Genomic DNA, 26,330 nt, shown 5'->3' with positions numbered 1-26,330 from the left:
GGCGATTATTGTACCAGCCGTTGCGGCTATCAGCACTCACTCAACGCGTCGCGGAAACGTCTCACCAAACTTTTGAGGTCGTTGCGCCAGCTTTCCAGCTCGGCACGCGACAGCGCTGGATGCTCAGGCTCATCAAGATTGACGGCTTGAATCAGAGGCTGGGTAACGTCGGTTTTCGGCGCTTTTCTGGCGACCGGTGGTCGGAACAAATCGGCATAAGCACCGAGCATTTGCGCCAGCCAGGTTTCGCGTTGGCGAGCCAGCTCCAGCAACTCGGCCACTTCCGGGATGGCGATACCGTTCAGGGCATCGTCGGCCAGGGCTTGCTCCACCGTTGCGACGACCGGCAGGCGATAGAAGCCCCCGATTTCATGGCACAGCCCCAACAGAGCGCCATACAGGTGGAACAGCGCCGACTCGCGCTCAGCCTGGACCAGGCCTTGGGCATTCATGGCCTGGCTTTGTTCAGCCTTGGCCATGGACTCGAGGGCGAGGCCGGCGAAGAACAGTTTCTGGTTGGTGCGGGTGTAGAGTTCCTGGGCCATTTCAGTGCCCTCCCATAAGGCTACAAGGCGGATATCTGCATCATAAATGATTGGGGCCGCTTTGCGCCCCTTCGCGGGCTTGCCCGCTCCCACCAGTACAGCGCCACATTCAAGGGCGGCGCGATACCTGTGGGAGCGGGCAAGCCCGCGAAGGGGCGCAAAGCGGCCCCAAATCACAGCACCGATGGATCAGCGCTTGTCTTCAACCTTCCAGGCATTGCCGTCGTAAAACGCCTTCCAACCGGTCGGCTTGCCATCGACCTCGGACTGCACGTACTGCTCCTTGGTCTTGCGGCTGTAACGAATCACCGCCGGGCGGCCATCCGGGTCTTTCTGCGGCGCATCGCACAGGAAGTGGTACTTCGGGTCAATCTCATGCTTGTGCGGCACAATCTCCAGCACCAGCGGCGCACGGGTTTCGCGGTTCTTGGGGAACTGGCTGGCAGCCAGGAACAACCCAGAAGCACCGTCGCGCAGCACGTAGGTATCATCGACCTTCTCGCACTTGAGCTCCGGCATGTCCACCTTGTCCATCTTCGGTGGCGCCGCCTCGCCGCTCTTGAGCAGCTTGCGGGTGTTCTTGCATGCCGGGTTGGTGCAGCCGAAGAACTTGCCGAAACGGCCGGTCTTCAATTGCATCTCGCTACCGCACTTGTCGCACTCCAGGCTCGGCCCTTCGTAACCCTTGATGCGGTAGTTGCCTTCTTCGATCTCGTAACCGACACAATCCGGGTTGTTACCGCAGATATGCAGCTTGTGCTTCTCGTCCAGCAGGTAGGCGTCCATCGCGGTGGCGCAGATCGGGCACCGGTGCTTGCCCAGCAGCACGCGCGACTCCGACTCGCCCTCGTCGTCAGCGGCAATCTCGTCGCCCGGCACCAGGTTGACGGTAGCCTTGCAGCGCTCTTTCGGCGGCAGGCTGTAGCCAGAGCAGCCCAGGAACACACCCGTAGAAGCGGTGCGAATCATCATCGGCCGACCACATTCCTTGCATGGAATGTTGGTCATGGTCGGCTGGTTGGCGCGCATGCCGTCTTCGCTGGACTCGGCAGTCTGCAGCTTTTTGCTGAAATCGCCGTAGAACTCGTCGAGCACGTTCTTCCAGTCACGCTCGCCCTGGGCCACGTCGTCGAGGTTCTCTTCCATGTCGGCGGTAAAGCCGTAGTCCATCAGGTTGGAGAAGCTCTCCGACAAGCGCTCGGTGACGATGTCGCCCATCTTCTCGGAGTAGAAGCGGCGGTTGTGCAGCGTCACATAGCCACGGTCCTGGATGGTGGAAATGATCGCCGCGTAGGTCGATGGGCGGCCAATGCCGCGCTTTTCCATTTCCTTGACCAGGCTGGCTTCGGTAAAGCGTGCAGGCGGCTTGGTAAAGTGCTGGCTCGGGTCGATCTGGATCAGTTTCAGCGCTTCACCCTGAACCATCTCTGGCAGCACGTCGTCTTCGCCCGGCTTGCTCTGCTGTGGCAGCACACGGGTGTAGCCGTCGAACTTGAGGATGCGGCCCTTGGCACGCAGCTCGAAATCGCCGGCAGCGACGGTAACGCTGGTGGACAGGTACTGCGCTGGCGGCATCTGGCACGCCAGGAACTGGCGCCAGATCAGCTCGTACAGGCGCTCGGCGTCACGCTCCATGCCGCTGAGCTTGGTCGGGTGGGTATTCACGTCAGAAGGCCGAATCGCTTCGTGCGCCTCCTGGGCGCCCTCCTTGCTGCCGTAAACCAGTGGCGCCTCCGGCAGGTACTGCTTGCCGAACTCCCGTTCGATGTAGCTGCGTGCCATATCCAGGGCGTCAGCCGACAGGTTGGTCGAGTCGGTACGCATGTAGGTGATGTAACCGGCTTCGTACAAGCGCTGGGCCATCATCATGGTTTTCTTCACGCCAAAGCCCAGGCGGTTACTGGCCGCTTGCTGCAAGGTGGACGTAATGAACGGTGCCGATGGCTTGCTGCTGGTCGGGCGGTCTTCGCGCTTGACCACGCTGTAACTGGAAGCCTTGAGCTTTTCCAGTGCAGCCATGGCCTGAGCTTCGTTCAGCGGCTTGAAGGCCTCGCCCTTCTCGCGCGCCACCTCGAAACGCACCTTGGCGTTCTTGGCGGTGCCGAGGTCGGCGTGAATCTCCCAGTACTCTTCCGGGATGAAGGCGCGGATCTCACGCTCACGCTCAACCACCAGCTTCACCGCCACCGACTGTACACGGCCAGCGGACAGACCACGGGCAATCTTGGCCCACAGCAGTGGCGAAACCATGTAACCGACCACGCGGTCGAGGAAACGCCGCGCCTGCTGGGCGTTGACCCGGTCGATGTCCAGCTCGCCTGGCTGCGAGAAGGCTTCCTGAATGGCCTTCTTGGTAATTTCGTTGAACACCACGCGCTTGTAGCGGGTGTCGTCACCCCCGATGGCCTCGCGCAGGTGCCAGGCAATGGCTTCCCCTTCGCGGTCCAAGTCGGTTGCGAGATAGATGGTGTCGGCATCCTTGGCCAGGCGGCGCAGCTCTTCGATCACCTTTTCCTTGCCAGGCAGGATCTCGTACTTGGCCTTCCAGCCATGGTCGGGGTCGACGCCCATGCGTGCCACCAGCTGGCGGCGGGCCTTCTCTTTCGGCGAAAGCGCCGGCGCCTCACCCGCAGCCTTGCCACGCTTGGCGGCCGGCTCTTTGCTCGCGCTGGCCGAACCGCTGGTGGGGAGGTCTCGGATATGGCCGATACTCGACTTCACCACGTACTGGTTGCCCAGGTACTTGTTGATGGTCTTGGCCTTGGCCGGGGATTCCACAATGACCAGCGATTTGCCCATGGATCGGAGTATTCCTGAATCTGAAGATAAAAAACGCGCCAAGTGCCAGACGCGGCACCGCTATATATAGTGGCAAAAGTGTGAGGTCAAGCTCGGACGATCACGCGTGCGACTTACCCAGCAACCCGGGCAGCCCCTCTTCGGCCTTGACCAAAGCAAAGCGTGGCACCTGCTCGCCGTCAAATTCGACGGACTCCTGGAACATCGAAAGGGGACGTACCCAGAAGCTGTAATCACCATACAGGCATTGGTAGAACACCATCCACTCTTCGGTTTCGGAGTGCCGCGCAACACTGAAGACACGGTACTCAGGCCCTTTGTAATGCCGGTATACGCCTGGTTGTATCTGCATGTTGCTCACCTCCTGAATAAAACCTGAAAAAACAAAACCGGGGCACTAGGCCCCGGCTGCTGTCCCGCTACGCGATCAGACGCGTTCGAAGACAGTGGTGATACCTTGGCCCAGGCCGACGCACATGGTCGCAACACCCAGCGTACCGCCATTTTGCTTCATGACGTTCAGCAGGGTGCCGGAAATCCGCGCCCCGGAGCAACCAAACGGGTGGCCCAAAGCAATGGCGCCGCCGTGCAGGTTAACCTTCTCATCCATCTTGTCGAGCACTTTCAAGTCTTTCAGCACGGGCAGGGCCTGTGCAGCGAAGGCTTCGTTGAGCTCGATGAAGTCGATATCGGCCATGGTCAAGCCCGCACGCTTGAGGGCTTTCTGGGTCGATGGCACCGGGCCGTAGCCCATGATTGCCGGGTCGACACCGGCCACTGCCATCGAACGGATCACCGCCAATGGCTGGATACCGAGGTCCATGGCACGCTGACCGGACATGACGATCATGCACGAGGCGCCGTCGGTGATCTGCGACGAGGTACCGGCCGTGACCGTACCGCCTTTCGGGTTGAACGCAGGCTTCAGCGATGCCAGGCCTTCGAGGGTGGTTTCCGGGCGAATGGTTTCGTCGAAATCGAACACCTTCAGGAAGCCGTTCTCGTCGTAGCCCTGCATCGGGATGATCTCGTCCTTGAACTTGCCTTCGACCGTGGCCTTGTGGGCCAGCTGGTGCGAACGCAAGCCGAACAGGTCCTGCTGCTCACGGGTGATGCCGTGCATCTTGCCGAGCATTTCTGCAGTCAGGCCCATCATCCCGGAAGCCTTGGCGGCATGCAAGGACAGGTGCGGGTTGGGGTCTACGCCATGCATCATGCTGACGTGGCCCATGTGCTCCACGCCACCGACCACGAACACATCACCGTTACCGGTCATGATCGCCTGGGCGGCCGTGTGCAGCGCGCTCATGGACGAGCCGCACAGGCGGCTGACGGTCTGCGCCGCGGAAGTGTGCGGGATCTGGGTCATCAGCGAGGCCATGCGGGCGATGTTCCAGCCCTGCTCCAGGGTCTGGTTGACGCAGCCCCAGATCACGTCCTCGACTTCTTTCGGGTCAACCTTGCCGTTGCGTTCCAGCAGCTTGCTGATCAGGTGCGCCGACATGTCTTCGGCGCGGGTGTTGCGGTGCATGCCACCCTTGGAGCGGCCCATTGGCGTGCGACCGAAGTCGACAATCACCACGTCTCTTGGATTCAGGCTCATATCAAATCTCTCGCTCTAGCTCGTTGACCGCTCAGTTGAAGAAGCGCTGGCCGTTCTTGGCCATTTCACGCAGCTTGGCGGTCGGGTGGTACAGCGGCCCCAGGTCGGCATACTGATCGGCCAGGGCGACGAATTCGGCCACACCGATCGAGTCGATGTAACGCAGCGCACCACCGCGGAAGGGAGGGAAACCAATGCCGTAGACCAGGCCCATGTCGGCTTCGGCAGCGGTTTCGACGATGCCGTCTTCCAGGCAACGCACGGTCTCCAGGCACAGCGGGACCATCATCCAGTTGATGATGTCTTCGTCAGTGACTTCGCGCTGCTCGAACACGATCGGTTTGAGCACGTCGAGCACGGTGGCATCGAAAACCTTCTTCGGCTTGCCGCGCTTGTCGGTTTCGTAGGCGTAGAAGCCCTTACCGTTCTTCTGGCCCAGGCGGTTGGCCTCGTACAACGCGTCGACTGCCGAGCGGCGCTCGTCCTTCATGCGATCCGGGAAGCCTTCGGCCATGACGTCACGGCCGTGGTGGCCGGTGTCGATGCCGACCACGTCCATCAAGTAGGCTGGGCCCATCGGCCAGCCGAACTTCTCCATGACCTTGTCGATGCGCACGAAGTCGACACCGGCGCTGACCAGCTTGGCAAAACCGCCAAAGTACGGGAACAGCACGCGGTTGACCAAAAAGCCCGGGCAGTCGTTGACCACGATCGGGTTCTTGCCCATTTTCTTGGCGTAGGCCACGGTGGTGGCGACCGCCACGTCACTGGACTTCTCACCACGGATCACTTCCACCAGCGGCATCATGTGCACCGGGTTGAAGAAGTGCATGCCGACGAAGTTTTCCGGGCGCTTGAGCGCCTTGGCCAGCAGGTTGATAGAGATGGTAGAGGTGTTGGAAGCGAGGATCGCATCGTCCTTCACCTGGCCTTCCACTTCCGCCAGTACCGCTTGCTTGACCTTCGGGTTCTCGACCACTGCCTCGACGACGATGTCGACATTGGCAAAATCGCCATAGGACAGGGTCGGTCGAATGGCGTTGAGGGCCTCGGCCATCTTGGCTGGGGTCAGGCGGCCCTTCTCGACGCGGTTGCCAAGCAACTTGGAGGCCTCGTTCAGACCCAGCTGAATGGCTTCTTCGCGGATGTCTTTCATCAGGATCGGCGTACCTTTGACCGCCGACTGGTAGGCGATACCGCCGCCCATGATGCCGGCGCCGAGCACGGCGGCCTGCTTCACGTCGTGGGCGATCTCGTCATGCGCCTTGGCCTTGCGCTTGAGTTCCTGATCGTTGAGGAACAAGCCGATCAGGCTCTCGGCGACCGAGGTCTTGGCCAGCTTGGCAAAGCCTGCGGCTTCAACTTCCAGGGCCTTGTCGCGACCGAAGTTGGCGGCTTTCTGGATGCTCTTGATTGCTTCGACCGGGGCTGGGTAGTTCGGGCCGGCCTGGCCAGCGACGAAGCCCTTGGCCGTCTCGAAGGCCATCATCTGCTCGATGGCATTGAGCTTGAGCTTTTCCAGCTTCGGCTGGCGCTTGGCCTTGTAGTCCAGCTCGCCACTGATGGCACGCTTGATCAGGTCGAGGGCACCGGCCAGCAGCAGCTCAGGGGCGACCACCGCGTCGACGGCCCCCACTTTCAGGGCGTCTTCGGCACGGTTTTCCTTGCCGGCGGCGATCCACTCGATGGCGTTGTCCGAGCCGATCAGGCGCGGCAGGCGCACGGTACCGCCAAAGCCCGGGTAGATACCCAGCTTGACTTCCGGCAGGCCGATCCTGGCGCTGGTGGACATGACCCGGTAGTCGGCCGCCAGGCACATTTCCAGGCCGCCGCCCAGCGCGATGCCGTTGATGGCGGCAACGGTCGGCACTTCGAGGTCTTCGAAGGCGTTGAAGATACGATTGGCTTCCAGGTTGCCGGCGACCAGTTCGGCCTCAGGCAGCTTGAAGTTGTCGACGAACTCGGTGATGTCGGCGCCGACGATGAACACGTCCTTGCCACTGCTGACGATCACGCCTTTGACCGAGGCATCGGCCTGGATGGCATCGACGGCCTGGCGCAGCTCGTTCAGGGTAAGGCGGTTGAACTTGTTGACGGACTCACCCTTGAGGTCGAACTTGAGCTCGACGATGCCACTTTCAAGAGCCTTAACCGTGATGGCTTTACCTTCGTAAATCATCAACTGATCTCCACGATATGGAAGCTGAACTGTACACGCCGATCACTGCAGCAGAAGCAGGCCTAAGCTGCCTTGCCCCAGGCACACCCGTCAGCGCGCTAGTCGGAAGTATGGCTTGGCGTCATGACATACAAACGCTCAATTCATACGCCCGTTTGATTTGGGTGTGCACACATTCTCCGAAAAGATGGGCGTTGTCAAATGCTCACGAGCACGGCGAAAACGCGACTTTCCAGTCATTTTCTATCGTCCGGGTACAAAACATGATGACAGTGATCGCCGGTCATTCATGTCAGCGATTGACCACAAGCATTGGCTGACGGCTTTGCGCTTGCGCGGCGAGCCAGTGCGACTACACTGGCACTTGCTTGAATGAATAACCCGGCCTGCCTGGCCTTTTCTGCGCAGCAGAACGCAAAGCGGCGACTTGGCACCCCACCCCTTCAGGGTTATGCCAAGCCGCCGCTTTGTCGTTGCAGAACAGATTGACCAGCCTGGATGCCCCGTAGGAGCGGGTTTACCCGCGAAGCAGGCACCGCGCAGTTTGGCACCGGCTCTGCCGGTGTTCGCAGATGAATCCGCGCCTACAGGAGTCGCGCATGGGCGGCGCTCAAGCCAAGGTTTCGAGGGCGTAGGCAACATCCTGCAACACAGCAGTATCGCCACGTTCGGTCCAGTACAGGGCAATCATCCGCGCATCGGCCTCGACCTTGTACACACTCGCCGGCAAGCGCGACAACGCGCCCATGAAACGTGGGTCTTCGCAGGGCTCGCGCCACTGGTTCCACCACACCCCGGGGCTGACCTGCCAGAAACTGAAGCTGTCCTCATGCCCACGGCGCCGGGCTCTGTGATACTGCGGGCAGGGGCTTGGCGGCTCCTTTTCCAGCCAGTGCGGCCACTGCTGCGGCGCCAGTTGCATGGCCAAACCCATGCGCCGCGCCTCCAGGCGCAACTTCATCTGCTCGCTCTGCTTGCGCGAGCTGCGCAGCCAGGAAAGCGGACTGAGAATCAGCGCAAGGATTGACACCACCAGCAATACCGTCATATCAGTAGTTCCCATAAAGCGTTGCAAATGAGCTGGTTAGCCATTTTTCACGGTAGACCCGCCCTAAAGCGACCATACTTCTTCTATCGCGATTGTCAGGAGTACCGCTCATGCAATACGAACATTTGTTGGTCGCCGTCGACCTGACCGAAGAATGCGACCCGGTGATCAAGCGCGCCATGGCGCTGGCAGAGCCTTCGAAAGCCAAGGTATCCCTGGTGCACATCGTTGAGCCGATGGCCATGGCTTTCGGCGGTGACGTACCGATGGATCTGTCGCAGCTGCAACAGCAGCAGTTCGACCAGGCCAAGGAGCGCATGGACCGGCTGTTCAACAAATACCCGGGAATCAACCGCGGCGACTCGCACCTGACCTACGGCCAGCCTCGCCAGGAAATTCACCAGTTGGCCAAGGACCAGAAGTGCGACCTGATTGTGGTCGGCAGCCATGGCCGTCACGGCCTGGCATTGCTGCTGGGCTCCACGGCCAACGATGTGCTGCACGGTGCGCCGTGTGACGTGCTGGCGGTACGCTTGCTGAAGAAGGATTGACTGGACCTGAACCCGCCTCTTCGCGGGCCAGTCCGCGCCTGCAAGGGTATGGCAATCCCTGCAGGTGCGGCTTTACCCGCGAAGCGGCCGGAACAGGCTAACGCCCATCAGCCTTCCAGCTCAGCCCAGCGCTCCACCAATACATCCAGCTCGCCCTGCAGCTTCTCGATCCGTGCCAGCACCGCCGAAGTTTCTGCAATCGGCCGCTGATAGAAGCCCGCCGCATTCACTTCTTCCTGGGCTTCAGCCATACGCTGCTCCAGCTCATCAATCTGCCCCGGCAGCATCTCCAGCTCACGCTGCAGCTTGTAGCTCAGCTTCTTCTTCGAAGCGTCTTCCACCACCGGCGCCGCAACAGGCTCAGGCTTGGCCTCGACCTTCTCCACTACCGCGCTGTTGAGCGCAGACTTACCGCCCTTGCTCTCGGTCACACCCAGCAGCTTCGGCGAGCCGCCCTGGCGAATCCAGTCCTCGTAACCGCCCACATACTCACGCACCTTGCCCTCGCCTTCGAACACCAGGGTGCTGGTCACGACGTTGTCGAGGAAGGCCCGGTCGTGGCTGACCATCAGCACGGTGCCCTTGTAGTTGGACAGCACCTCTTCCAGCAGCTCGAGGGTTTCCACGTCCAGGTCGTTGGTCGGTTCGTCGAGTACCAGCAGGTTGGCCGGCTTGCTGAACAGCTTGGCCAGCAGCAACCGTGCACGCTCACCACCCGACAACGCCTTGACCGGCGTACGCGCGCGCTGGGGGCTGAACAGGAAGTCGCCCAGGTAGCTCAGCACGTGGCGGTTCTGGCCATCGATCTCGATGAAATCACGGCCTTCGGCCAGGTTGTCGATTACGGTCTTTTCCAGGTCGAGCTGGTGGCGCATCTGGTCGAAATAGGCCACCTCAAGCTTGGTGCCGCGCTCCACTTTGCCCGCAGTGGGCTCAAGGTCGCCCAGCATCATCTTGAGCAACGTGGTCTTGCCAGTGCCGTTTGCGCCCAGCAGACCGATGCGATCCTGCCGCTGCAGGACCATGGAAAAGTCCTTGACCAGCAGGGGGCCGTCCGCGTGATGGAAGCTGACATTTTCCAGCACCATCACCTGCTTGCCGGATTTGTCCGCGGCTTCGATCTGGATGTTGGCCTTGCCCTGTCGTTCACGGCGCTCGCCACGCTCCACACGCAGGGCCTTCAGTGCACGCACGCGGCCTTCGTTGCGGGTACGGCGGGCCTTGATACCCTGGCGGATCCACACTTCTTCCTGGGCCAGGCGCTTGTCGAACAGCGCGTTGGCGGTTTCTTCGGCGGCCAGTGCGGCCTCCTTGTGCACCAGGAAGCTGGCGTAGTCACCGTTCCAGTCGATCAGGCCGCCGCGGTCCAGTTCGAGGATACGGGTGGCCAGGTTCTGCAGGAACGAACGGTCGTGGGTGATGAACAATACCGCGCCGTTGAAGCCACGCAGGGCCTCTTCGAGCCAGGCGATGGCACCGATGTCCAGGTGGTTGGTCGGTTCGTCGAGCAGCAGCAGGTCGGGCTCGGACACCAGCGCCTGGGCCAGCAGTACGCGGCGGCGCCAGCCACCGGACAGCTCGGCCAGGGTCTTGTCGGCCGGCAGCTGCAGGCGGCTGAGTGTGCTTTCCACCACCTGTTGCAGGCGCCAGCCGTCGCGGGCCTCCAGCTCGTGCTGGACGTGCATGAGTTTTTCCAGGTCTTCATCGCCCTGGATGTTCATGCTCAGGTGGTGGAACTGCGCCAGCAATTCGCCCACGCCGTCCAGACCAGCGGCTACCACGTCGAACACCGTGCGCTCGTCGGCCACCGGCAGCTCCTGTGGCAACTCACCGATCTTCAGGCCAGGCGCACGCCAGATTTCACCGTCGTCGCCCTTCTGCTCGCCCTTGACCAGGCGCAGCATGCTCGACTTGCCGGTGCCGTTGCGGCCGATGATGCACACCCGCTCGCCACGAGCGATCTGCCAGGACACTTTGTCCAGCAGCGGCATGGCGCCGAATGCGAGGGACACATCGCTGAATTTGAGCAGGGTCATGTTCGTCTCCATAAATCGGGCGCGCATTCTACCTGACTTGGCCTTCGACGGCATCCGCCAGGCCAACCGGTGAGCACCTGGCGACATCTGGTCGAACTTAATATCCCGATACAAGCACAGTGCTTTCACCCACCGCCGGCAAACAGCTAAGCTAAGGCAATAGCTTTCAATAGTGCTGGCTCCGCCGACACTTCCCATGGTTCAACTGCCCGGACGTATCATGCGCAGCCGCCTGTTACATATCGCATCCTGCCTGCTGCTTACCGCTGCCACCTGCGCAGCGCAGGCCACCGACCTGACCCTGCAACGCCAGTACTATGACGAGGCCAAGCGAGCACTGGCCAAAGGCGACAAAGGCCCGTACCTGCGCTATGCCCAGGCCTTGAGCGACTACCCGCTGACGCCCTACCTGGTCTACGACGAACTCACCGCCCGCCTGAAGAGTGCCAGCAACCAGGAAATCGAAGGCTTCCTTGCCAAGCATGGCGACCTGCCCCAGGCCAACTGGATGAAACTGCGCTGGTTGCGCTGGCTGGCAGAACGCGGCGAGTGGGATACCTTCGTCAAGTACTACGACCCCAAGCTCAACTTCACCGAACTGGACTGCCTCAACGGCCAATACCAGCTCAGCCACGGCCTGCGCGCCGAAGGTTACGCCACCGCCGACAAGCTGTGGAGCGTCGGCAAATCGCAACCTGCCGCCTGCGACACGCTGTTCGGCATGTGGGCAGCCGAAGGCCAACTGACCGAGGCCAAGCGCTGGGAACGCACCAAGCTGGCCGCCCAGGCGCGCAACTACGGCCTGGCCAACACCCTGGTCAAGACCCTGACCACCCTCGGCCCGCAGGGGCGCCTGCTGATCGACGTCGCGCAGAAGCCCGAGCTGCTCAACCAGCCGTCGCGCTTTACCCCGGTCAACGAGGCCATGTCCGACGTGGTCAGCCTCGGCCTTCGTCGCCTGGCCCGGCAGGACCCGGAGCGGGCCATGGCGCTGCTCGACGATTACGCCCAGCGCATGCACTTCTCGCGTGACGAAAAGGTGGCCATCGCCCGCGAAATCGGCCTGACCCTCGCACGCCGCTACGACCCACGCGCGCTCGACCTGATGACCCGCTATGACCCCGAGCTGCGTGACAACACTGTCAGCGAATGGCGCCTTCGCCTGCTGCTGCGCCTGGGCCGCTGGGAGGACGCCTACGAGCTGACCAAACGCCTTCCCCAGGACCTGGCCAGCACCAGCCGCTGGAAGTACTGGCAGGCTCGCAGCCTGGAGCTGGCACAGCCAAGCAACCCGCAGATCCCGCTGCTTTACAAGACCGCAGCGCGTGAGCGTGACTTCTATGGCTTCCTCGCCGCCGATCGGGCACAGACACCCTACCAGCTGAACAACAAGCCGCTGCTGCTGAGCCCACAACTGGTCAAGAAGGTCCGCAACACGCCCGGCATCCAGCGCGCACTGGAATTCCACGCCCGCGGTCAGATCGTCGACGGCCGCCGTGAGTGGTACCACGTCAGCCGCCACTTCACCCGTGACGAAATGGTTGCGCAGGCACGCCTGGGTTATGAGCTGCGCTGGTACTTCCCAGCCATCCGCACCATCAGCCAGGCCCAGTACTGGGACGACCTGGACATCCGCTTTCCCATGGCCCACCGCGACACGCTGGTGCGTGAAGCCAAGGTTCGCGGCCTGCATTCGAGCTGGGTATTCGCCATCACTCGCCAGGAAAGCGCCTTTATGGAGGACGCACGCTCACCCGTGGGCGCCAGCGGCTTGATGCAACTGATGCCGGCCACGGCCAAAGAAACCGCACGCAAGTTCAGCATCCCGCTGGCCTCACCGGCGCAAGTGCTGAACCCGGACAAGAACATCCAGCTGGGTGCGGCCTACCTGAGCCAGGTACACAGCCAGTTCAACGGCAACCGGGTGCTGGCTTCGGCAGCCTACAACGCCGGCCCCGGGCGCGTGCGACAGTGGCTCAAAGGGGCCAAGCACCTGAGCTTCGATGTGTGGGTGGAGTCGATCCCGTTCGACGAAACACGCCAGTATGTTCAGAACGTGCTGTCGTATTCGGTGATCTACGGGCAGAAGCTGAATTCACCGCAGCCACTGGTGGATTGGCATGAACGGTATTTCGATGACATGTGATTGCTGTTGAGCCTGTACCGGCCTCTTCGCGGGTGAACCCGCGCCTACAAAGGTTACGCGGTCGTTGTAGGAGCGGGTTCACCCGCGAAGAGGCCGGCACAGGCAACACACCTATTCCAGGATTTCTACTTCCATCCCCACCTCCAGCCACCCACTGCCATCCACAGCCAGGTTCTGGCCGAACAGGACGTCGCCTTCTTTTTCGCGGAAAGTCTTCAGCGTAGCCATCGGCTCACGGTCAGCGCTGCGCTCCCCGGTAGCCGGATCGATGGTCGTGAAGATGCACCGCACACTGGGCTTGAGCACGCGAAACACCAAGCTGCCGATGCGAATCCGCTTCCAGGCATCCTCGGCAAACGGCTCCGCGCCCTGCACCACCAGGTTGGGCCGAAAGCGCCGCATCGACATGGGCCGGCCAATACGCCGGTTAAGCTCGTCCAGCGAGCCCTGCCCAATCAGCAGCAAGGGGAAGCCATCCGGAAACGCCGCACGGTCACTGTTGAAGCCGTAACCATTGGGCAGGTAACGCGCACGCTGCTCCGGGCAATGCACCAGGCGTACGGCTTTGCCCAGCAACTTACTCAACCAGGCCGCTGCGGCATCGCCAGCGTCCGGCACACGCAGGGTATCGCGCCAGATCGTCACGCCGCGCAGAGCGTCATCGGCAGGCGGTACAGGCACCCGCAACGGCGCCTGTCCAGGGGCTTTCAGCAGCAACTGGCCGCTGTCGTCATCGCTCGCGTCGATCTGGCCAAGTTGTGGCCAGGCACGCTGGGTCAGGAAGCGTCCGTTTTCTTCCTCGACCACCATCCAGCGCCGGTCGCCTTGCAACCCCAGCAACCCCACCGGTGATGCCTTCAGGCTTTGCGCCTGCCCCGACTTCACCGGGTATCGATACAACTCACTGAGAAACATCCCTGCTGCCTCGCTTCATGCCAAAAGCCAAGCTTATACCTGGCCGGCACAACGTTCACGCGGCGGTGGTATCCAGCAGCAGGCGCTGCTTGACCACATCGACCAGGCGATCAGGCTGGAACTTGGAAAGGAAGTTGTCACAGCCCACCTTCTTCACCATGGACTCGTTGAAACTGCCCGACAGCGAAGTGTGCAGCACCACATAGAGCTGGCGCAGACGGGCATCGCTGCGGATCTCGGTGGTCAGCCGATAGCCGTCCATTTCCGGCATTTCTGCATCGGTGAACACCATCAGCAGCTTTTCGCACACGTCCTCGCCGGCGTCGGCCCAGCCCTTGAGCATGCGCAGCGCCTTCAGGCCATCACTGGCCACGTGCAGCTTCATGCCCAACTGAGACAGGGTATCGCGCAATTGCGCCAAGGCCACACTGGAGTCGTCCACCAGCAGCACTTCGCGGCCGCGGGCCCGGGCCAGCACTGGGTCGGCGAGTTTGTCGCCAGAAACCCGGGCGTTGTAGGGCACGATTTCGGCCAGCACCTTTTCCACGTCGATCACTTCCACCAGCTTCTCATCAACCTTGGTGATGGCAGTCAGGTAGTGCTGGCGACCGGCACTGGAAGGCGGCGGCATGATCGACTCCCAGTTCATGTTGACGATGCGGTCGACACCGCCCACCAGGAAGGCCTGCACCGAGCGGTTGTATTCGGTGACGATGATGGTGCTGTCCGGCCCCGGCTGTAGCGGGCGCATACCGATCGCCTGAGACAGGTCGATCACCGGCAGGGTCTGCCCACGCAGGTTGACCACACCACAGACATAGGCGTGGCGCTGGGGCATCAGGGTCAGCTTGGGCAGTTGCAGTACTTCCTGCACCTTGAACACGTTGATCGCGAACAGCTGGCGACCGGCCAGACGAAACATCAGAATTTCCAGGCGGTTCTCACCCACCAGTTGCGTGCGTTGGTCTACCGTGTCGAGAATGCCAGCCATTGGAAAGCCCCCAGGCTTGAGTCTTAAAAGGTGAAATCATCTACCCTGTATCGGCGGCTTCACGCACACCTTGACCCCTGCGGGAAAATGCCGCGCAGATAATTGATATCACTTTACCATCATGCTTTACTGCCGACACGCCAGGGCAAATCAGGGGCACGACAAAAGTTCCCTACCCTAGCCCTTGATCAGGGAAACCCTTAGCAGCAATCGGGTGCAACCTGATGTTCGCGATATCCTTTAGCCATTAATGTGACGCCATTCTCATTGCATGAATGGAGTCAGGCTTTTGCTAGCTATCGTTTCGGCGTGCCCGCCCCCTGCGCCTACCCCACGCGCGGGGACTTGATGATGGACACTGCCTTATCGTTCGATGACGCCCTGCAGGGCTTCCTGCTGGATGCCCAGGTACTGCTGACCCAGGCCCAGGAATGCCTGCAGCATCTGGAGCTTATAGACAATGACCCGGATGCCTGCAGTTGCCTGAACAACACCCTCGACACTATCGCCCGTCAAGCTACGCGCCTGGGCCTGCGTGAAGTTGCCCACTACACCACCGCCCTGCAACAGTTGCTCGCCCCGGCCTGTCACGGTGGTTGCCTGCAGCGTGAAGCCCTACCCGCCATAGGGGCATGCCTGACCTTGCTGGCCTGGCAGTTGGAGCTGGTCGATAGCCGTACAGGGCGGCTGAACCTGGACATCGGCGAGCAACTGGTGCTGCTGGGTGAATTGGCCAAAGTCGTACAAGCACCCTTTGCGCCAGCCTGCGCGTCCTGCGATGAAGAAGGCAGCGCGTGCATTCACCCGCACAGTGACGTGGCAACCGGCAACCGCCCCAGCCGCTCTAATCGCATGCATTAACCTGACGCAAAGTGCAACTAAGCAACTTGATTGAAACCCGACCATGGTCGAACTTGGAAAGTTCACCAGGCTTTCGGTGCATGCCGTTGAATCATTGCCGCGCTAGTTACAGCACAAGTGGGTACAGCGCGATTAAAGGGTGGCACTTTGCTACCCGAAAAGGCCCGACCAGTAGGCGTTTCAACGCGTTACACGGCCGCGACCAATGCAATGCAAAGTGATAATATGCGCCCCCACAAACGCTTGCTGCCGGAACAACGGTAGCAAGAATGCGTGTTCGAAAAAACATCGAAAGTACTGCGCCAAAGCCTCTGACCAGCATTGTGCAAGGCCTCCATCAGCAATACTTCAGTGGCCTCCCTACCTATGTTTCCACGCTTGAAGACTTCTTTGCATTGCTGCTCCCGCGCCGCCGTGCTGCGTTGGGCAACGGTCGGGCTTTGCGTGGCCTCACTGGTTGCCAACATGGCGCTGTACCTGGCCAACCAGACAATCCCGGCCACCCTGCTGGTGCTGCAGTTGGTCGCCACGCTGGGTGCTGTTGTACAACTGGGCCTGAGCGCCAGGTCGATCCACCTGCGCCCGGCCGAGCTGGCCGAGCGCATGCTCAAGGTGCAAGAAGACGAGCGTCAGCATCTGAGCCGGGAACTGCACGACGACATCGGCCAACTGCTCACCGCTGCCAAGCTGCAACTGCAGTGGCTGCAACGGCGCATGCCCGAAGACTTGCAGGGGCACTGCGAGGCCCTGCGCAGCACGCTGGATGACACCCTCGGTAACGTGCGCGATGTTTCCGCGCTGCTCAACCCCCGGCAGTTGGCCAGCCTTGGCCTGGAGGCCAGCCTGCGCGCGCACCTGGTACGCACCCTGGCCAGCAGCGGCGTGCACTGGAGCCTGGCGTGCAACCAGCGCCTGGGCGGCATCGACGAAGCCGTGGCCATGGCGGTGTTCCGTATTACCCAGGAGGCAGTGACCAACATGCTGCGCCACGCCCAGGCACACAACCTGGTCATCCGCCTGCAACGCACCCCTGAGGGGCTGGCGTTGTCGATCCACGACGATGGTCGTGGTTTCGCCCCTGCCCGGCACCCGGCCGAGGCCGGTCAGCGCGGCTTGGCCGGCATGCAGGAGCGGGTAATCGCGCTGCAGGGCAGCCTCGACATCACCAGTCAGCCTGGCCGAGGCACACAGATCGAAGCGATGTTCCCGTGGTCCCCGCGCACTCAGCAACGCGCCAGGAGTATTACCAACCATGACCTGTAGACTACTGCTGGTAGATGACCACTCGCTGATCCGCGCCGGGGTGCGCGCACTGGTCTGCGATATCCCCGGCTATGACGTGGTCGGCGAAGCCGACGACGGCAGCCAGCTACTCGACCAGGTACGCACACTGACACCCGACATCATCTTGCTGGACATCTCCATGCGTTCGACCAGCGGCCTGGACGCCCTCACCCAACTGCGGGCCAGCGGCAGTACCTGCAAAGTGCTGATCCTGTCCATGCACACCGACCCGGACCTGATCATGCGGGCCCTGGAAAGCGGTGCCCACGGCTACCTGCTCAAGGACACCAGCGCCACCGAGCTGGAACAGGCGCTGGGTGCCGTACGCCACGGTGAGCGCTACCTCAGCCCGGCCATCGCCCACACCGTCATCAACCAGGCGCTGCGGCACACCAAACTAGGCAAGCAAAGCGCTGGCGAACGGCATAATCTGACTTCACGGCAGCTTGAGATCCTCCGCCTGATCGTGCGCGGCAAGTCCACCCGGGAAATCGCGGCAGGCCTGGGCCTGTCGATCAAGACCGTGGAAACTCACCGCTCACAAATCATGAAGCGCCTGCAGATTCACGACGTGGCCGGCTTGGTGCTGTTCGCCGTACGCGAAAAAATCATCAGCCTGGATGACTGAGCAACGGTGACCCGGCCGGCAGGTGCAGGTGCAACGCCGCCGGCCTTGCCTGAAAGCGCAGGTTGGCAGCTTGCAACGGCTCGCCATCGAGGTTGATGTCCAACCCTTGCGAACTCTTGATCTCGACCCATGGCAGCCTGGCCCGAACGAACAGGCCGTCACCGCCCAACAGGTCCCGCAGAGCCCCCACCACTTCCTGTGGTGCAGGCAGAATAGCGACGTCAAGCAAACCGTCGTTGACCATGGCTTCGGGGCACAGCACCTGCCCGCCCCCAGCCTGTCGGCCATTGCCGATACCCAGCGCCAGCAAATCCCCTTGCCAGTGGAAGCCTGGCCCTTGTAGCTCTACCGAAGCCGCCTGTAGCTCACTGAAGCGGGATAACCCGGTGAACAGGTAGGCGGCAGCGCCCAGCACTTTCTTGAGGTCTTCGGAGGTATTGGCGGTGACCTGGCTGCCAAAGCCACCCGTGGCCATGTTGAGGAACAACTGATCGCCAGCCTGCCCCAAGTCTATTGGTTGTGGCGCGATATTCAGCAAGGCCAGCGCCGACGCTGGCTCCAGGGGGATGCCAGCGGCTTTGGCGAAATCGTTGGCCGTCCCCAATGGCAACAAGGTCAGGCTGGCGTTGGTAGCGGCCAAGCCCATGGCCTCGGCCACATCCCGCAACGTGCCGTCCCCGCCACCGGCGACGATATGGCTGTAACCCGCCGCCAGTGCCTCGGCGACCAGCCGTTGGGCGTCGCCCGCCTCCCAGGTAACCCGTACATCCAGCACCCAGCCGCTATCGCGCAGGTCGCGCACGGCGCTGCGCACGTCTTCGTTCATCGCCTGCTTGCCGTGCAGCACCAACATTGCCTTGCGCCCTTGCATGTGCGCGTCTCCGTAAAGTGGACCACCCCCTATCTCGACCACTGGCCCACCCGGATCGTTGCATGCCCTGGAAAAAACAGTGTGCCGGCGCCAGGCCTGCAACTGGTCACGTCGCCGGTCATTTTTTCCACACCTGACAATCCCGGCTATGCTCAGCAAATACCCCTATTGCCATGGACGCGCCCGGCAGTGGCTCCCCCACTGCTGCCAACGGGCGCGTTTTGCTATCTGCAGCCTTTCGCGAGGACTTCGGGTCATGCGCATTCTCTGGACACTGCCCTACCTGCCTTGGCCGACCACCAGCGGCCACAAGACCCGGCAATACCATCTGCTGCGCGCACTGGCCCAGCGCGGTCATCGGATTACCCTGCTGGTGCAGTCGAAGATCCCTCTCTGCGACGCAGCACGTGAGGCCCTTGAGCCCCTACTCGAACGCCTGATCGTGCTACCCCGCAGGCCGCTGCACAGCCCACTCAACCTGCTGGCTTCACCCATCATCGACTACCCCATGCGGGCAATCATCAATGGCCTGGCGCCTTGCCTGCGGCACCGGTTCGAGCAACTGCTGGACGAACCCTGGGACGTGATCCAGATTGAGCACAGTTACAGCTTCCAGCCGTTCGAAAAAGCCCTGCAGGCTCGCAGGCTGCCCTACATGCTTAGTGAGCACACCCTGGAGTCGGTAATGGGCAGCGCCTGCCACGATCGCCTGCCGCTGTGGCTGCGCCCGCTCAACGCCTTCGACCGCTGGCGCTACCGGCGCTGGGAGCACCGTGTGCTGCGCCAGCCCACCGAACTGGTGGCTGTCAGCGCCCATGATGCCGAGCTGATCGCGCAGATCAGTGGGCGCCCGGTGAATGTGGTGGTTAACGGCGTGGACTGTGATTTCTACCAGCAGGTGCAACCTGCGCTGCACAGCCAGCGTCTGTTGTTCGTCGGCAATTTCGAATATGGCGCCAATCTGGAGGCCATCGAATGGGCTCTGGACGACATCATGCCGAAGGTGTGGATGAGCAACCCGGCGGTGCGCCTGGCGATTGCCGGGCACGCCATGCCGGCCAACTGGAAGCTTCACTGGAACGACCCACGCATTGAATGGTTTGGCTACCGCCCCGACCTGCGTGAACTGCAACGACGTTCAGCCCTGTTCTTTGCCCCCCTGCGCTATGCCGGTGGCTCGAAGGTGAAAATCCTCGAAGCGATGGCCGCCGGCTTACCCGTGATCACCACCGACAAGGGCGTTTCAGGCCTGACCGTGAACAACGGCGAACACTACTTGGGCAGTGACGACGGTGATCAACTGGCATTGCTGATCACCCAGCTGCTCAATCAGCCCTGGCGCATGAGCCAGTTGAGCGCCGCCGGGCGCCAGTTTGCCCGCCAGCGCCACGACTGGAGCGTGGCTGCCCAACAACTGGAGAATGTGCACATACGCCTGACCCAGGCGGCACCGGCCGAGGCCGCGCCGCTGGCCAGTGCCTGGCTGGGCCGCTCAGCCAAGTAGCTCGCTGAAGGGGATGAATGGCACGATGTCGCCCTGCTTCGGCGTGCTGCCTTCACGCACTTCCACCAGGCCCTCCGCCCAGGCTGCGCTGCGCAGCACACCCGAGCTCTGGTTCTTGTAGATGCGCACTCGGCCCTGTTCGATGCGCGCGCGCAGGTATTCGCGACGCGTACCCGGCTTGGGCCAGTCAAACCCTGCCGGCATGTCGAACCGCAACGGCGTGACGTCAATCACACCCTGACGACGCAGCAGGTAGGGCCTGGTCAGCAGACCGAAGGTGACCAAGGTCGAGGCGGGGTTGCCCGGCAAGCCAATCACCGGCACGCCCTGGAAGTGGCCGAAGGTCAGCGGCTTGCCCGGTTTGATCGCCAGCTTCCACAACGCCAGTTCGCCGGCCTCGCGCAGGGCGGCACCGAGGTAGTCGGCCTCGCCCACCGAGACGCCTCCGGTGGACAGAATCAGGTCTACGCCACCCAGTTCAGCCAGGCAGGCGCGAGTGCGGGCCAGGTCATCCGGCAGGATGCCGGCATCGACCACTTCGCAACCCAGCCGCTGCAACCAGCTGACCAGCAGCCTGCGGTTGCTGTTGTAGATCTGCCCAGGCCCGAGCGGCAGGCCTGGCTCGACCAGTTCGTCGCCGGTGGACAGCACCGCCACTTTTACCTTGCGCACCACGTCCAGACGGCCATGCCCCAAGGTCGCCGCCAGGCCCAGTTCGATCGGCCCAAGGCGGGTGCCGGCGCTCATCACCTGCTCGCCCTTGCGGGTCTCCTGACCTTGAGGGCGTATGTTCTGCTCGGTGCGCAACGCTTCGAGAAAGCGCACCCGGCCATCTTCGAGTACTTCGGTGTTTTCCTGCATCTCGACGCAGTCGGCCCCCTCCGGCACAGGCGCGCCGGTGAAGATCCGTGCGCAGGTACCCGGTTGCAGCGGCTGGGGCGCATGGCCGGCGAAAATACGCTGGCTGACCGGCAGCGGCTGGCCCTGCCAATCAGCCAGGCGCAAGGCATAACCGTCCATGGCGCTGTTCGGCCAAGGCGGCAGGTCGAGGGAGGCCACCAGGTCAGTGGCCAGCACGCGGCCTTCGGCTTCGGCCAGCGGCAGGTTTTCGGTCTCGCGGATCGGTGCAGCTTCGGCCAGCGCCAGCAGTTGCTCCAGTGCCTGTTCCACCGGCATCAGCGGCCGGGCCTGGCTGACCTCAGCCACGGCTGTCACAGGCCGCTGCCTGCTTCAGGTGCGCCACGAAGTTGCACGGGCGATGACGGGCATCAAGCTGCTCGGCAAGGATGCCATCCCAACCGGTGCGCACAGCGTTGGTCGAGCCCGGCAGGCAGCACACCAGCGTGCCGTTGGCCAGCCCGGCCAAGGCTCGCGATTGCACGGTGGAGGTGCCAATGTCGGCCACGGAAATCTGCCGGAACAACTCACCAAAGCCGTCCACTTGCTTGTCCAGCAGGCAGGCCACCGCCTCGGGGGTGCTGTCGCGGCCAGTAAACCCGGTACCGCCGGTAATCAGCACCACTTGCACGCTGTCATCGGCGATCCAGGTGGCAACCTGGGCTCGGATCTTGTACAGGTCATCCTTGAGCAGCACGCGCTCGGCAAGGCGGTGACCGGCGGCGCTCAGGCGGTCGACGAACATCTGGCCAGAGGTGTCGGTGTCGAAGGTACGGGTGTCGCTGACCGTGAGTACGGCGATGCTTAGCGCCACGAAGGGGGTATCTGCCTTGGCTTTCATGGGTGTCCGTCACAACAGGATGAGATGGACGCAGTTATATCACAGCGCACCTTTTCCAGCGTTGCCCCCCTCAGCCTTGCCTTGGGTCAAGAGAACGAATTAATCGCTATGCTGCACTTGGAGTGAACTTGCACTAACGTCCTGCGTCATAAAAGTCATCTAGCACCATCGCACTTGGAGAAACACGATGATCAAACGGACCCTACCCGCCTTCCTGCTTGCCTTGGGTTTGGGCGCCCTTGCTGGCTGCTCGACCCCAACCGTCATTACCCTGAACGATGGCCGGGAGATCCAGGCAACCGACAAACCGTCCTACGACGAAGACTCTGGCTTCTATGAATTCGAGCAACTCGACGGCAAGCGCACGCGCCTGAACAAGGACCAGATCCGCACCGTCAAAGAGCTCTGATCAAGGCCCCGTTCAGGCCATGGCCCTTTAAACAACAAGGGCTTGCGGGCAAAAACGGGATGCAGTAGGATTTTGATCATCGGAGTGTAGCGCAGCCAGGTAGCGCGTCTCGTTCGGGACGAGAAGGCCGCAGGTTCGAATCCTGTCTCTCCGACCAAATCCTTGTCAAAAAGCCCGCCTTGCGCGGGCTTTTTGTTGTGTGCGAAAAATACGTCAGTGCGCCGCTTCAGCCTCCAGGGGCACATGCAACCCCTGCAGACCCAGTCAGGCGGTCAGCCGGGAGGTGACTTCGCCCAACTGCCCTGACAAACCATGCAGGCGCTGCCCCGCCTGCTCGGTATGCTGCACCGCTTCCTGGTTGGCTGTGGCAATCCGGGTAATTTCGATCAGGTTACGCGAGATATCTTCGGCCACGCTGGTCTGCTCCTCGGCCGCAGTGGCGATTTGCCGGTTCATGTCGCGGATCGCCTCCACCGCCTGGGTGATACGCTGCAGCATCTGCCCGGCCTGCTCGACCTGCTCAGCCCCTTCCTGGCTGCGTTGCTGGCCGCTTTCGATGGCCTTGACCGCCTCCACCGCCCCTGACTGTACCGCTTCGATGATCTGGTGAATTTCTGCAATCGACGCTGCCGTGCGCTGGGCCAGGCTGCGCACTTCATCGGCGACCACCGCAAAACCACGCCCGGCTTCGCCCGCACGGGCCGCTTCGATGGCCGCGTTAAGCGCCAGCAGGTTGGTCTGCTCAGCAATGCCGCGGATCACTTCCAGCACTTTGCCTATACGTGTGCTGTCATGCTCCAGGTCGCGAATTACCGACGCCGTGCCGGCGATTTCGCGGTTGACCAGCCCGATGATGTCGATGGTCTGCTGCATCACCTGCTCGCCGGCCTGGGCGCTGTGGTCGGCGTCATCGGCCGCGCGGGCAGCCTCGGCGGCGTGGCGAGCGACCTCTTGGGCAGTGGCGGACATTTCGTGCATGGCCGTGGCCACCTGGTCGGTACGCTGGAACTGGTCATGAGTACCGCGGGCCATGTCACCGGCAATACTGCGCAACTGCCCGCTGGCACCTTCCAGCTCCTGAGCGTTGTCCTGCAGCCGGCCGACAGTATCGGCAAGGAAGTCACGCAGGGTGTTGGCCGCCCGCGCCAGGCGCCCCAGCTCATCCTCCCGACGGCTGTCGACCCGGGCAGCAAAGCAGCCTTGGCTGAGCTGCGCGACGTACTCGATCAACTGGCGGATCGGCTCGATCAGGCTACGGTTGACCAGCCACAGGCTGAGCAGCCCCACCAGCACCGCAGAAGCCAGCATCACCAGCAGGCCCAACCATACCGTGCGCTCGGCACTGGCATTGATGCTGGCGGCACGCTGGCGGGCATCGGCGCGCAGTTGCTCGACCAGTTCGCTCATTTGCTCACTGGCGGCACGGTCCACGCCTTTGACCGCCCGGTCGCCCGCTACCGGGTCACCGCCTGCCGCCAGGAAGGCCTGACGGCCTTGCGCATAGGCCTGGCCCAACTGGCGATGGCTGTCGCGCAATTGCTGCAGCGACGCCTTGAGCCTGGCATCGCTGTTGTCGATCAATTGCCCGAGCAGTTGTTGTACTTGCTCTTCGCGGGCCTGGAACTGCTGCCAGTACTTGTCCATTTCCGCAGGCTGGCGACCGCGCAACAGCACGTTCTTCCATTCCTGCACCTGGATCTTGAACTGCAGGTTGGCTTCGTCAATCAATTGCGAGGCCCGCAGCGGCCCGTCGACCAGCTCGGCGTAGCCCCGCACGCTGGACGACAGGAACTGGAAACACACCAGGGCGATCAGCAGCATCGCCAGCACACTGCCGCCGAGCAGCGAGAGAATTTGCACTCTGAGGGATTTACGCAACATCGAGGGTCTCGGAACCAGAGGGAGTAGGCTGAGGCCGCTGTGCAGCCTCATTACTGGCAGGCCAAAAAAAAGCTGCCATCACGCAATGGCAGCCAGGTCGAGCACTTACGCAACAGTTGAAGCAAATCTTCTCAGGCAATTACTACAGAAATGTTACAAAGCCACGACACGCTAGCCCGTGGTGAACTGCAGCGCTGCCAGCCGCGCATACAGCGGGCTGTCCTCGATCAACTGACGGTGGGTGCCCACCGCCACCAGCCGGCCTTGGTCGATGACCGCGATGCGCTCGGCATGCTGTACCGTGGCCAGGCGATGGGCGATCACCAGCGTGGTACGGCCGGCCATCAGGCTGGGCAGCGCTTGCTGGATCAAGTATTCGCTTTGTGCATCCAGGGCACTGGTGGCTTCGTCCAGCAACAGGATCGGCGCATCGACCAGCAAGGCCCGGGCAATCGCCAGGCGCTGGCGTTGCCCGCCGGAAAGGCCGATGCCGCCCTCCCCCAGTTGTGTCTGGTAGCCTTGGGGCAGTTGCCGGATGAATTCGTCGGCATGGGCGCCGCGGGCTGCTGCTTCGACTTCAGCCAAGGTCGCCTCGGGCCGGCCATAACGAATGTTGGCCTCCACCGTGCCACGGAACAGCGAGGGGTTTTGTGCCACCAAAGCAAACTGCCGGCGTAGCTGGTCGGGATCACATGCGGTAACCGGCTGGCCATCGAGCAGGATGCGCCCTTGTTGGGGGTCGTAAAAGCGCAGCAACAGATCGAACAGGGTCGACTTGCCTGCCCCGGAAGGGCCAACCAGGGCGACGGTCTGCCCGGGTTCGATGGTCAGGCTCAGGCCGTCGACAGCTGCCACCGTGGGCCGTGAAGGGTAAGCGAACACGACCTGTTGCAGCTCGATATGCCCGCTGGCCCGCGGCTGCGGCAGCACCTGCGCCACGTCGGGGGGCAGGATGGCACTTCGCGCTGCCAACAGTTCGGCAATGCGCTCGGCGGCACCCGCGGCCCGTTGCAGTTCGCCGATCACCTCACTGAGGGTACCGAAGGCACTGCCGACGATCAGGCTGTAGAACACGAATGCAGCCAGCTCGCCTGCGGATATACGCCCGGCGATCACATCCATGCCGCCGACCCACAGCATCACCCCCACCGCCCCCAACACCAGCACGATCACCAGGGTTATCAGCCAGGCACGCTGTGTAATCCGCTTGCGGGCAACAGTAAATGCTGCTTCGACCGTATCGGCGAACAGTTCGCGGTCGTGCGCCTGGTGGTTGTAGGCCTGCACGGTCTTGATCTGCCCCAGCGTTTCAGCCACGTAGCTGCCCACATCGGCGACCCTGTCCTGGCTCTGCCGCGACAGGCTGCGCACCCGACGGCCGAACAACAGGATCGGTGCCAACACCAGCGGCAGCGTTACCACCACGATGCTGGTGAGCTTGGGGTTGGTGATGAACAGCAATACCACACCGCCAATGACCATCAGCGCGTTGCGCAGGAACATCGACAGCGATGAACCGATCACCGATTGCAGCAAGGTAGTGTCCGCAGTCAGCCGAGACTGGATCTCGGAGCTGCGGTTGTCCTCGAAAAAACCTGGGTGCAGGCCGATCAGGTGATCGAAGACCGCACGACGGATATCGGCCACACAACGCTCGCCAATCCACGACACCAGATAGAAACGGCTGAAGGTACCCACCGCCAGCGCCAGCACCAGCAGCAAGAACAGCCCGATGGTCTGATTGAGCTGGTGCGCGGAGCGGGTCATGAAGCCTTGATCCACCAGCAGGCGGATGCCTTGGCCCATCGACAGGGTGATGCCAGCGGTGACTACCAGCGCCAGCAATGCCAATAGCACCTGACGGCGATAAGGGCGAACAAACTGCCAAGCCAGGCGCAAGGCACGGCGTTGGCGCGGGGAAACCGATTCGGGCATGGCGACGACCACAAAGGGTGGGGAAGCGGCAGCCTACCACTCATCCCGGTAGGGAGACTGCATGAAGGTTGCTATAACGCATCGATCTAACCAGCTTATGGAGCTTTCACAGGGTTTCTGCTGGACTGTTGCTGCCGTGACCCGGAAGCTGTCACAGGCCAGTCACGGCGCAGGGCTACCCTGAGCTTGAACCTGAAGAGGAGACAGTGCATGAGCTTGCAGCATGGCAGTGATAACCAGAAGCCCCAAACCTCCCCGCAACCGCAAGTATGCGGTTCGATCATCGACGCCAAGGGGCGCGAAGTGCCGATCACCGAGCAGATGATCCAGCAGGCCTGCAAGGCCCTGGAAGAAAGCCGTGTCGAGCGCGTACGCAAAGGTTGATCGGCGAATTCTTTGCAACCCG

Annotated in this window: 22 protein-coding genes, 1 tRNA gene and 1 pseudogene; 9 read left to right on the top strand and 15 right to left on the bottom strand. The window is 62.2% G+C overall.

The genetic code is table 11. The annotated features are described in order from the left end of the window. Positions 1–29: 29 nt before the first annotated feature. From V6093_RS26030 to V6093_RS26005, 6 genes are all read right to left on the bottom strand, one after another. Positions 30–545 carry a DUF6586 family protein gene (locus V6093_RS26030; RefSeq protein ID WP_003248773.1) on the bottom strand — a complete coding sequence of 172 codons (516 nt, stop codon included), beginning with the start codon at positions 543–545 and terminating at the stop codon, positions 30–32. 189 nt (positions 546–734) lie between these two features. Beyond that, on the bottom strand, positions 735–3,344 hold the full coding sequence (gene topA, locus V6093_RS26025) for a type I DNA topoisomerase (protein WP_003248770.1): 2,610 nt from the start codon (positions 3,342–3,344) through the stop codon (positions 735–737). A 100-nt stretch (positions 3,345–3,444) separates the two neighbouring features. Continuing rightward, complete coding sequence (locus tag V6093_RS26020; protein WP_003248769.1) at positions 3,445–3,696, bottom strand: DUF1653 domain-containing protein; 252 nt, start codon at positions 3,694–3,696, stop codon at positions 3,445–3,447. A 75-nt stretch (positions 3,697–3,771) separates the two neighbouring features. Continuing rightward, positions 3,772–4,947 carry an acetyl-CoA C-acyltransferase FadA gene (gene fadA, locus V6093_RS26015; protein WP_003248768.1) on the bottom strand — a complete coding sequence of 392 codons (1,176 nt, stop codon included), beginning with the start codon at positions 4,945–4,947 and terminating at the stop codon, positions 3,772–3,774. 31 nt (positions 4,948–4,978) lie between these two features. Further along, positions 4,979–7,126 (bottom strand): fatty acid oxidation complex subunit alpha FadB, encoded by a 2,148-nt coding sequence (gene fadB, locus V6093_RS26010; RefSeq protein ID WP_014753932.1) that lies wholly within the window; start codon positions 7,124–7,126, stop codon positions 4,979–4,981. A gap of 610 nt (positions 7,127–7,736) precedes the next feature. After that, complete coding sequence (locus V6093_RS26005) at positions 7,737–8,174, bottom strand: hypothetical protein (RefSeq protein ID WP_003248762.1); 438 nt, start codon at positions 8,172–8,174, stop codon at positions 7,737–7,739. A gap of 110 nt (positions 8,175–8,284) precedes the next feature. Between V6093_RS26005 and V6093_RS26000 the strand changes: the two genes are divergently transcribed. Continuing rightward, complete coding sequence (locus V6093_RS26000; RefSeq protein WP_047604588.1) at positions 8,285–8,725, top strand: universal stress protein; 441 nt, start codon at positions 8,285–8,287, stop codon at positions 8,723–8,725. 107 nt (positions 8,726–8,832) lie between these two features. On the opposite strand, the gene V6093_RS25995 is transcribed toward V6093_RS26000, so the two are convergent. Beyond that, complete coding sequence (locus V6093_RS25995; protein ID WP_003248759.1) at positions 8,833–10,761, bottom strand: ATP-binding cassette domain-containing protein; 1,929 nt, start codon at positions 10,759–10,761, stop codon at positions 8,833–8,835. Between the two features lie 220 nt (positions 10,762–10,981). Here V6093_RS25995 and V6093_RS25990 point away from each other — a divergent pair, with 220 nt between their 5' ends. Further along, the gene (locus tag V6093_RS25990) at positions 10,982–12,907 is read left to right on the top strand and encodes a transglycosylase SLT domain-containing protein (protein ID WP_047604587.1); all 1,926 of its coding nucleotides are present in this window, start codon (positions 10,982–10,984) and stop codon (positions 12,905–12,907) included. A 111-nt stretch (positions 12,908–13,018) separates the two neighbouring features. Here V6093_RS25990 and V6093_RS25985 read toward each other — a convergent pair whose 3' ends face one another. Continuing rightward, positions 13,019–13,822 carry an MOSC domain-containing protein gene (locus V6093_RS25985; RefSeq protein WP_265979718.1) on the bottom strand — a complete coding sequence of 268 codons (804 nt, stop codon included), beginning with the start codon at positions 13,820–13,822 and terminating at the stop codon, positions 13,019–13,021. Positions 13,823–13,877: 55 nt separating this feature from the next. After that, positions 13,878–14,813, bottom strand: a complete 936-nt coding sequence (locus V6093_RS25980; RefSeq protein WP_003248753.1) for a chemotaxis protein CheV — start codon at positions 14,811–14,813, stop codon at positions 13,878–13,880. Positions 14,814–15,164: 351 nt separating this feature from the next. Between V6093_RS25980 and V6093_RS25975 the strand changes: the two genes are divergently transcribed. From V6093_RS25975 to V6093_RS25965, 3 genes are all read left to right on the top strand, one after another. Next, positions 15,165–15,674, top strand: a complete 510-nt coding sequence (locus V6093_RS25975) for a hypothetical protein (RefSeq protein ID WP_003248752.1) — start codon at positions 15,165–15,167, stop codon at positions 15,672–15,674. 366 nt (positions 15,675–16,040) lie between these two features. Then, complete coding sequence (locus V6093_RS25970; RefSeq protein ID WP_014859338.1) at positions 16,041–16,937, top strand: sensor histidine kinase; 897 nt, start codon at positions 16,041–16,043, stop codon at positions 16,935–16,937. Further along, the gene (locus V6093_RS25965; RefSeq protein ID WP_014859337.1) at positions 16,927–17,586 is read left to right on the top strand and encodes a response regulator transcription factor; all 660 of its coding nucleotides are present in this window, start codon (positions 16,927–16,929) and stop codon (positions 17,584–17,586) included. The genes V6093_RS25970 and V6093_RS25965 overlap by 11 nt, the downstream gene beginning before the upstream one ends. Here the strand turns inward: V6093_RS25965 and yegS are convergent. Then, complete coding sequence (yegS, locus tag V6093_RS25960; protein WP_003248746.1) at positions 17,570–18,457, bottom strand: lipid kinase YegS; 888 nt, start codon at positions 18,455–18,457, stop codon at positions 17,570–17,572. The genes V6093_RS25965 and yegS overlap by 17 nt on opposite strands. Before the next feature lie 256 nt (positions 18,458–18,713). Here yegS and V6093_RS25955 point away from each other — a divergent pair, with 256 nt between their 5' ends. Beyond that, complete coding sequence (locus tag V6093_RS25955) at positions 18,714–19,961, top strand: glycosyltransferase family 4 protein (protein ID WP_108079064.1); 1,248 nt, start codon at positions 18,714–18,716, stop codon at positions 19,959–19,961. Here V6093_RS25955 and glp read toward each other — a convergent pair. After that, entirely contained in the window at positions 19,950–21,176 is a 1,227-nt protein-coding gene (gene glp / locus V6093_RS25950) for a gephyrin-like molybdotransferase Glp (RefSeq protein ID WP_003248742.1), read from the bottom strand. The two genes, V6093_RS25955 and glp, sit on opposite strands and share 12 nt — an antisense overlap. Beyond that, positions 21,160–21,699, bottom strand: a complete 540-nt coding sequence (gene moaB, locus V6093_RS25945; protein WP_003248741.1) for a molybdenum cofactor biosynthesis protein B — start codon at positions 21,697–21,699, stop codon at positions 21,160–21,162. The genes glp and moaB overlap by 17 nt, the downstream gene beginning before the upstream one ends. Positions 21,700–21,886: 187 nt before the next feature. Between moaB and V6093_RS25940 the strand changes: the two genes are divergently transcribed. Beyond that, on the top strand, positions 21,887–22,108 hold the full coding sequence (locus V6093_RS25940; protein WP_003248738.1) for a YgdI/YgdR family lipoprotein: 222 nt from the start codon (positions 21,887–21,889) through the stop codon (positions 22,106–22,108). An 80-nt stretch (positions 22,109–22,188) separates the two neighbouring features. After that, positions 22,189–22,265 (top strand) — tRNA-Pro (locus V6093_RS25935). 107 nt (positions 22,266–22,372) lie between these two features. Here V6093_RS25935 and V6093_RS25930 read toward each other — a convergent pair. The 3 genes and pseudogenes from V6093_RS25930 to V6093_RS25920 form a co-directional block, all read right to left on the bottom strand. Then, entirely contained in the window at positions 22,373–23,086 is a 714-nt protein-coding gene (locus tag V6093_RS25930) for a methyl-accepting chemotaxis protein (protein ID WP_371044502.1), read from the bottom strand. A gap of 171 nt (positions 23,087–23,257) precedes the next feature. After that, positions 23,258–23,416: pseudogene (locus tag V6093_RS25925) on the bottom strand (HAMP domain-containing protein); the annotation flags it as partial. Positions 23,417–24,160: 744 nt separating this feature from the next. Then, complete coding sequence (locus tag V6093_RS25920; protein ID WP_047604622.1) at positions 24,161–25,924, bottom strand: ABC transporter transmembrane domain-containing protein; 1,764 nt, start codon at positions 25,922–25,924, stop codon at positions 24,161–24,163. Positions 25,925–26,134: 210 nt separating this feature from the next. Here V6093_RS25920 and V6093_RS25915 point away from each other — a divergent pair, with 210 nt between their 5' ends. Beyond that, on the top strand, positions 26,135–26,308 hold the full coding sequence (locus tag V6093_RS25915) for a PA1571 family protein (protein WP_003248731.1): 174 nt from the start codon (positions 26,135–26,137) through the stop codon (positions 26,306–26,308). The last annotated feature ends 22 nt before the right edge of the window (positions 26,309–26,330 follow it).

It is taken from the genome of Pseudomonas putida group bacterium ESBL64 (assembly GCF_045277175.1).
GTDB lineage: Bacteria > Pseudomonadota > Gammaproteobacteria > Pseudomonadales > Pseudomonadaceae > Aquipseudomonas > Aquipseudomonas alloputida.
This window is presented reverse-complemented; position numbering and strand designations above follow the sequence as displayed.

What these genes read in the sequence shown, in the direction of transcription:
- V6093_RS26030 (WP_003248773.1), bottom strand. Translation starts at nt 545, where the DNA reads ATGGCCCAGGAACTCTACACCCGCACCAACCAGAAACTGTTCTTCGCC.
- topA (WP_003248770.1), bottom strand. Translation starts at nt 3,344, where the DNA reads ATGGGCAAATCGCTGGTCATTGTGGAATCCCCGGCCAAGGCCAAGACC.
- V6093_RS26020 (WP_003248769.1), bottom strand. Translation starts at nt 3,696, where the DNA reads ATGCAGATACAACCAGGCGTATACCGGCATTACAAAGGGCCTGAGTAC.
- fadA (WP_003248768.1), bottom strand. Translation starts at nt 4,947, where the DNA reads ATGAGCCTGAATCCAAGAGACGTGGTGATTGTCGACTTCGGTCGCACG.
- fadB (WP_014753932.1), bottom strand. Translation starts at nt 7,126, where the DNA reads ATGATTTACGAAGGTAAAGCCATCACGGTTAAGGCTCTTGAAAGTGGC.
- V6093_RS26005 (WP_003248762.1), bottom strand. Translation starts at nt 8,174, where the DNA reads ATGACGGTATTGCTGGTGGTGTCAATCCTTGCGCTGATTCTCAGTCCG.
- V6093_RS26000 (WP_047604588.1), top strand. Translation starts at nt 8,285, where the DNA reads ATGCAATACGAACATTTGTTGGTCGCCGTCGACCTGACCGAAGAATGC.
- V6093_RS25995 (WP_003248759.1), bottom strand. Translation starts at nt 10,761, where the DNA reads ATGACCCTGCTCAAATTCAGCGATGTGTCCCTCGCATTCGGCGCCATG.
- V6093_RS25990 (WP_047604587.1), top strand. Translation starts at nt 10,982, where the DNA reads ATGCGCAGCCGCCTGTTACATATCGCATCCTGCCTGCTGCTTACCGCT.
- V6093_RS25985 (WP_265979718.1), bottom strand. Translation starts at nt 13,822, where the DNA reads ATGTTTCTCAGTGAGTTGTATCGATACCCGGTGAAGTCGGGGCAGGCG.
- V6093_RS25980 (WP_003248753.1), bottom strand. Translation starts at nt 14,813, where the DNA reads ATGGCTGGCATTCTCGACACGGTAGACCAACGCACGCAACTGGTGGGT.
- V6093_RS25975 (WP_003248752.1), top strand. Translation starts at nt 15,165, where the DNA reads ATGGACACTGCCTTATCGTTCGATGACGCCCTGCAGGGCTTCCTGCTG.
- V6093_RS25970 (WP_014859338.1), top strand. Translation starts at nt 16,041, where the DNA reads ATGTTTCCACGCTTGAAGACTTCTTTGCATTGCTGCTCCCGCGCCGCC.
- V6093_RS25965 (WP_014859337.1), top strand. Translation starts at nt 16,927, where the DNA reads ATGACCTGTAGACTACTGCTGGTAGATGACCACTCGCTGATCCGCGCC.
- yegS (WP_003248746.1), bottom strand. Translation starts at nt 18,457, where the DNA reads ATGCAAGGGCGCAAGGCAATGTTGGTGCTGCACGGCAAGCAGGCGATG.
- V6093_RS25955 (WP_108079064.1), top strand. Translation starts at nt 18,714, where the DNA reads ATGCGCATTCTCTGGACACTGCCCTACCTGCCTTGGCCGACCACCAGC.
- moaB (WP_003248741.1), bottom strand. Translation starts at nt 21,699, where the DNA reads ATGAAAGCCAAGGCAGATACCCCCTTCGTGGCGCTAAGCATCGCCGTA.
- V6093_RS25940 (WP_003248738.1), top strand. Translation starts at nt 21,887, where the DNA reads ATGATCAAACGGACCCTACCCGCCTTCCTGCTTGCCTTGGGTTTGGGC.
- V6093_RS25930 (WP_371044502.1), bottom strand. Translation starts at nt 23,086, where the DNA reads ATGCACGAAATGTCCGCCACTGCCCAAGAGGTCGCTCGCCACGCCGCC.
- V6093_RS25920 (WP_047604622.1), bottom strand. Translation starts at nt 25,924, where the DNA reads ATGCCCGAATCGGTTTCCCCGCGCCAACGCCGTGCCTTGCGCCTGGCT.
- V6093_RS25915 (WP_003248731.1), top strand. Translation starts at nt 26,135, where the DNA reads ATGAGCTTGCAGCATGGCAGTGATAACCAGAAGCCCCAAACCTCCCCG.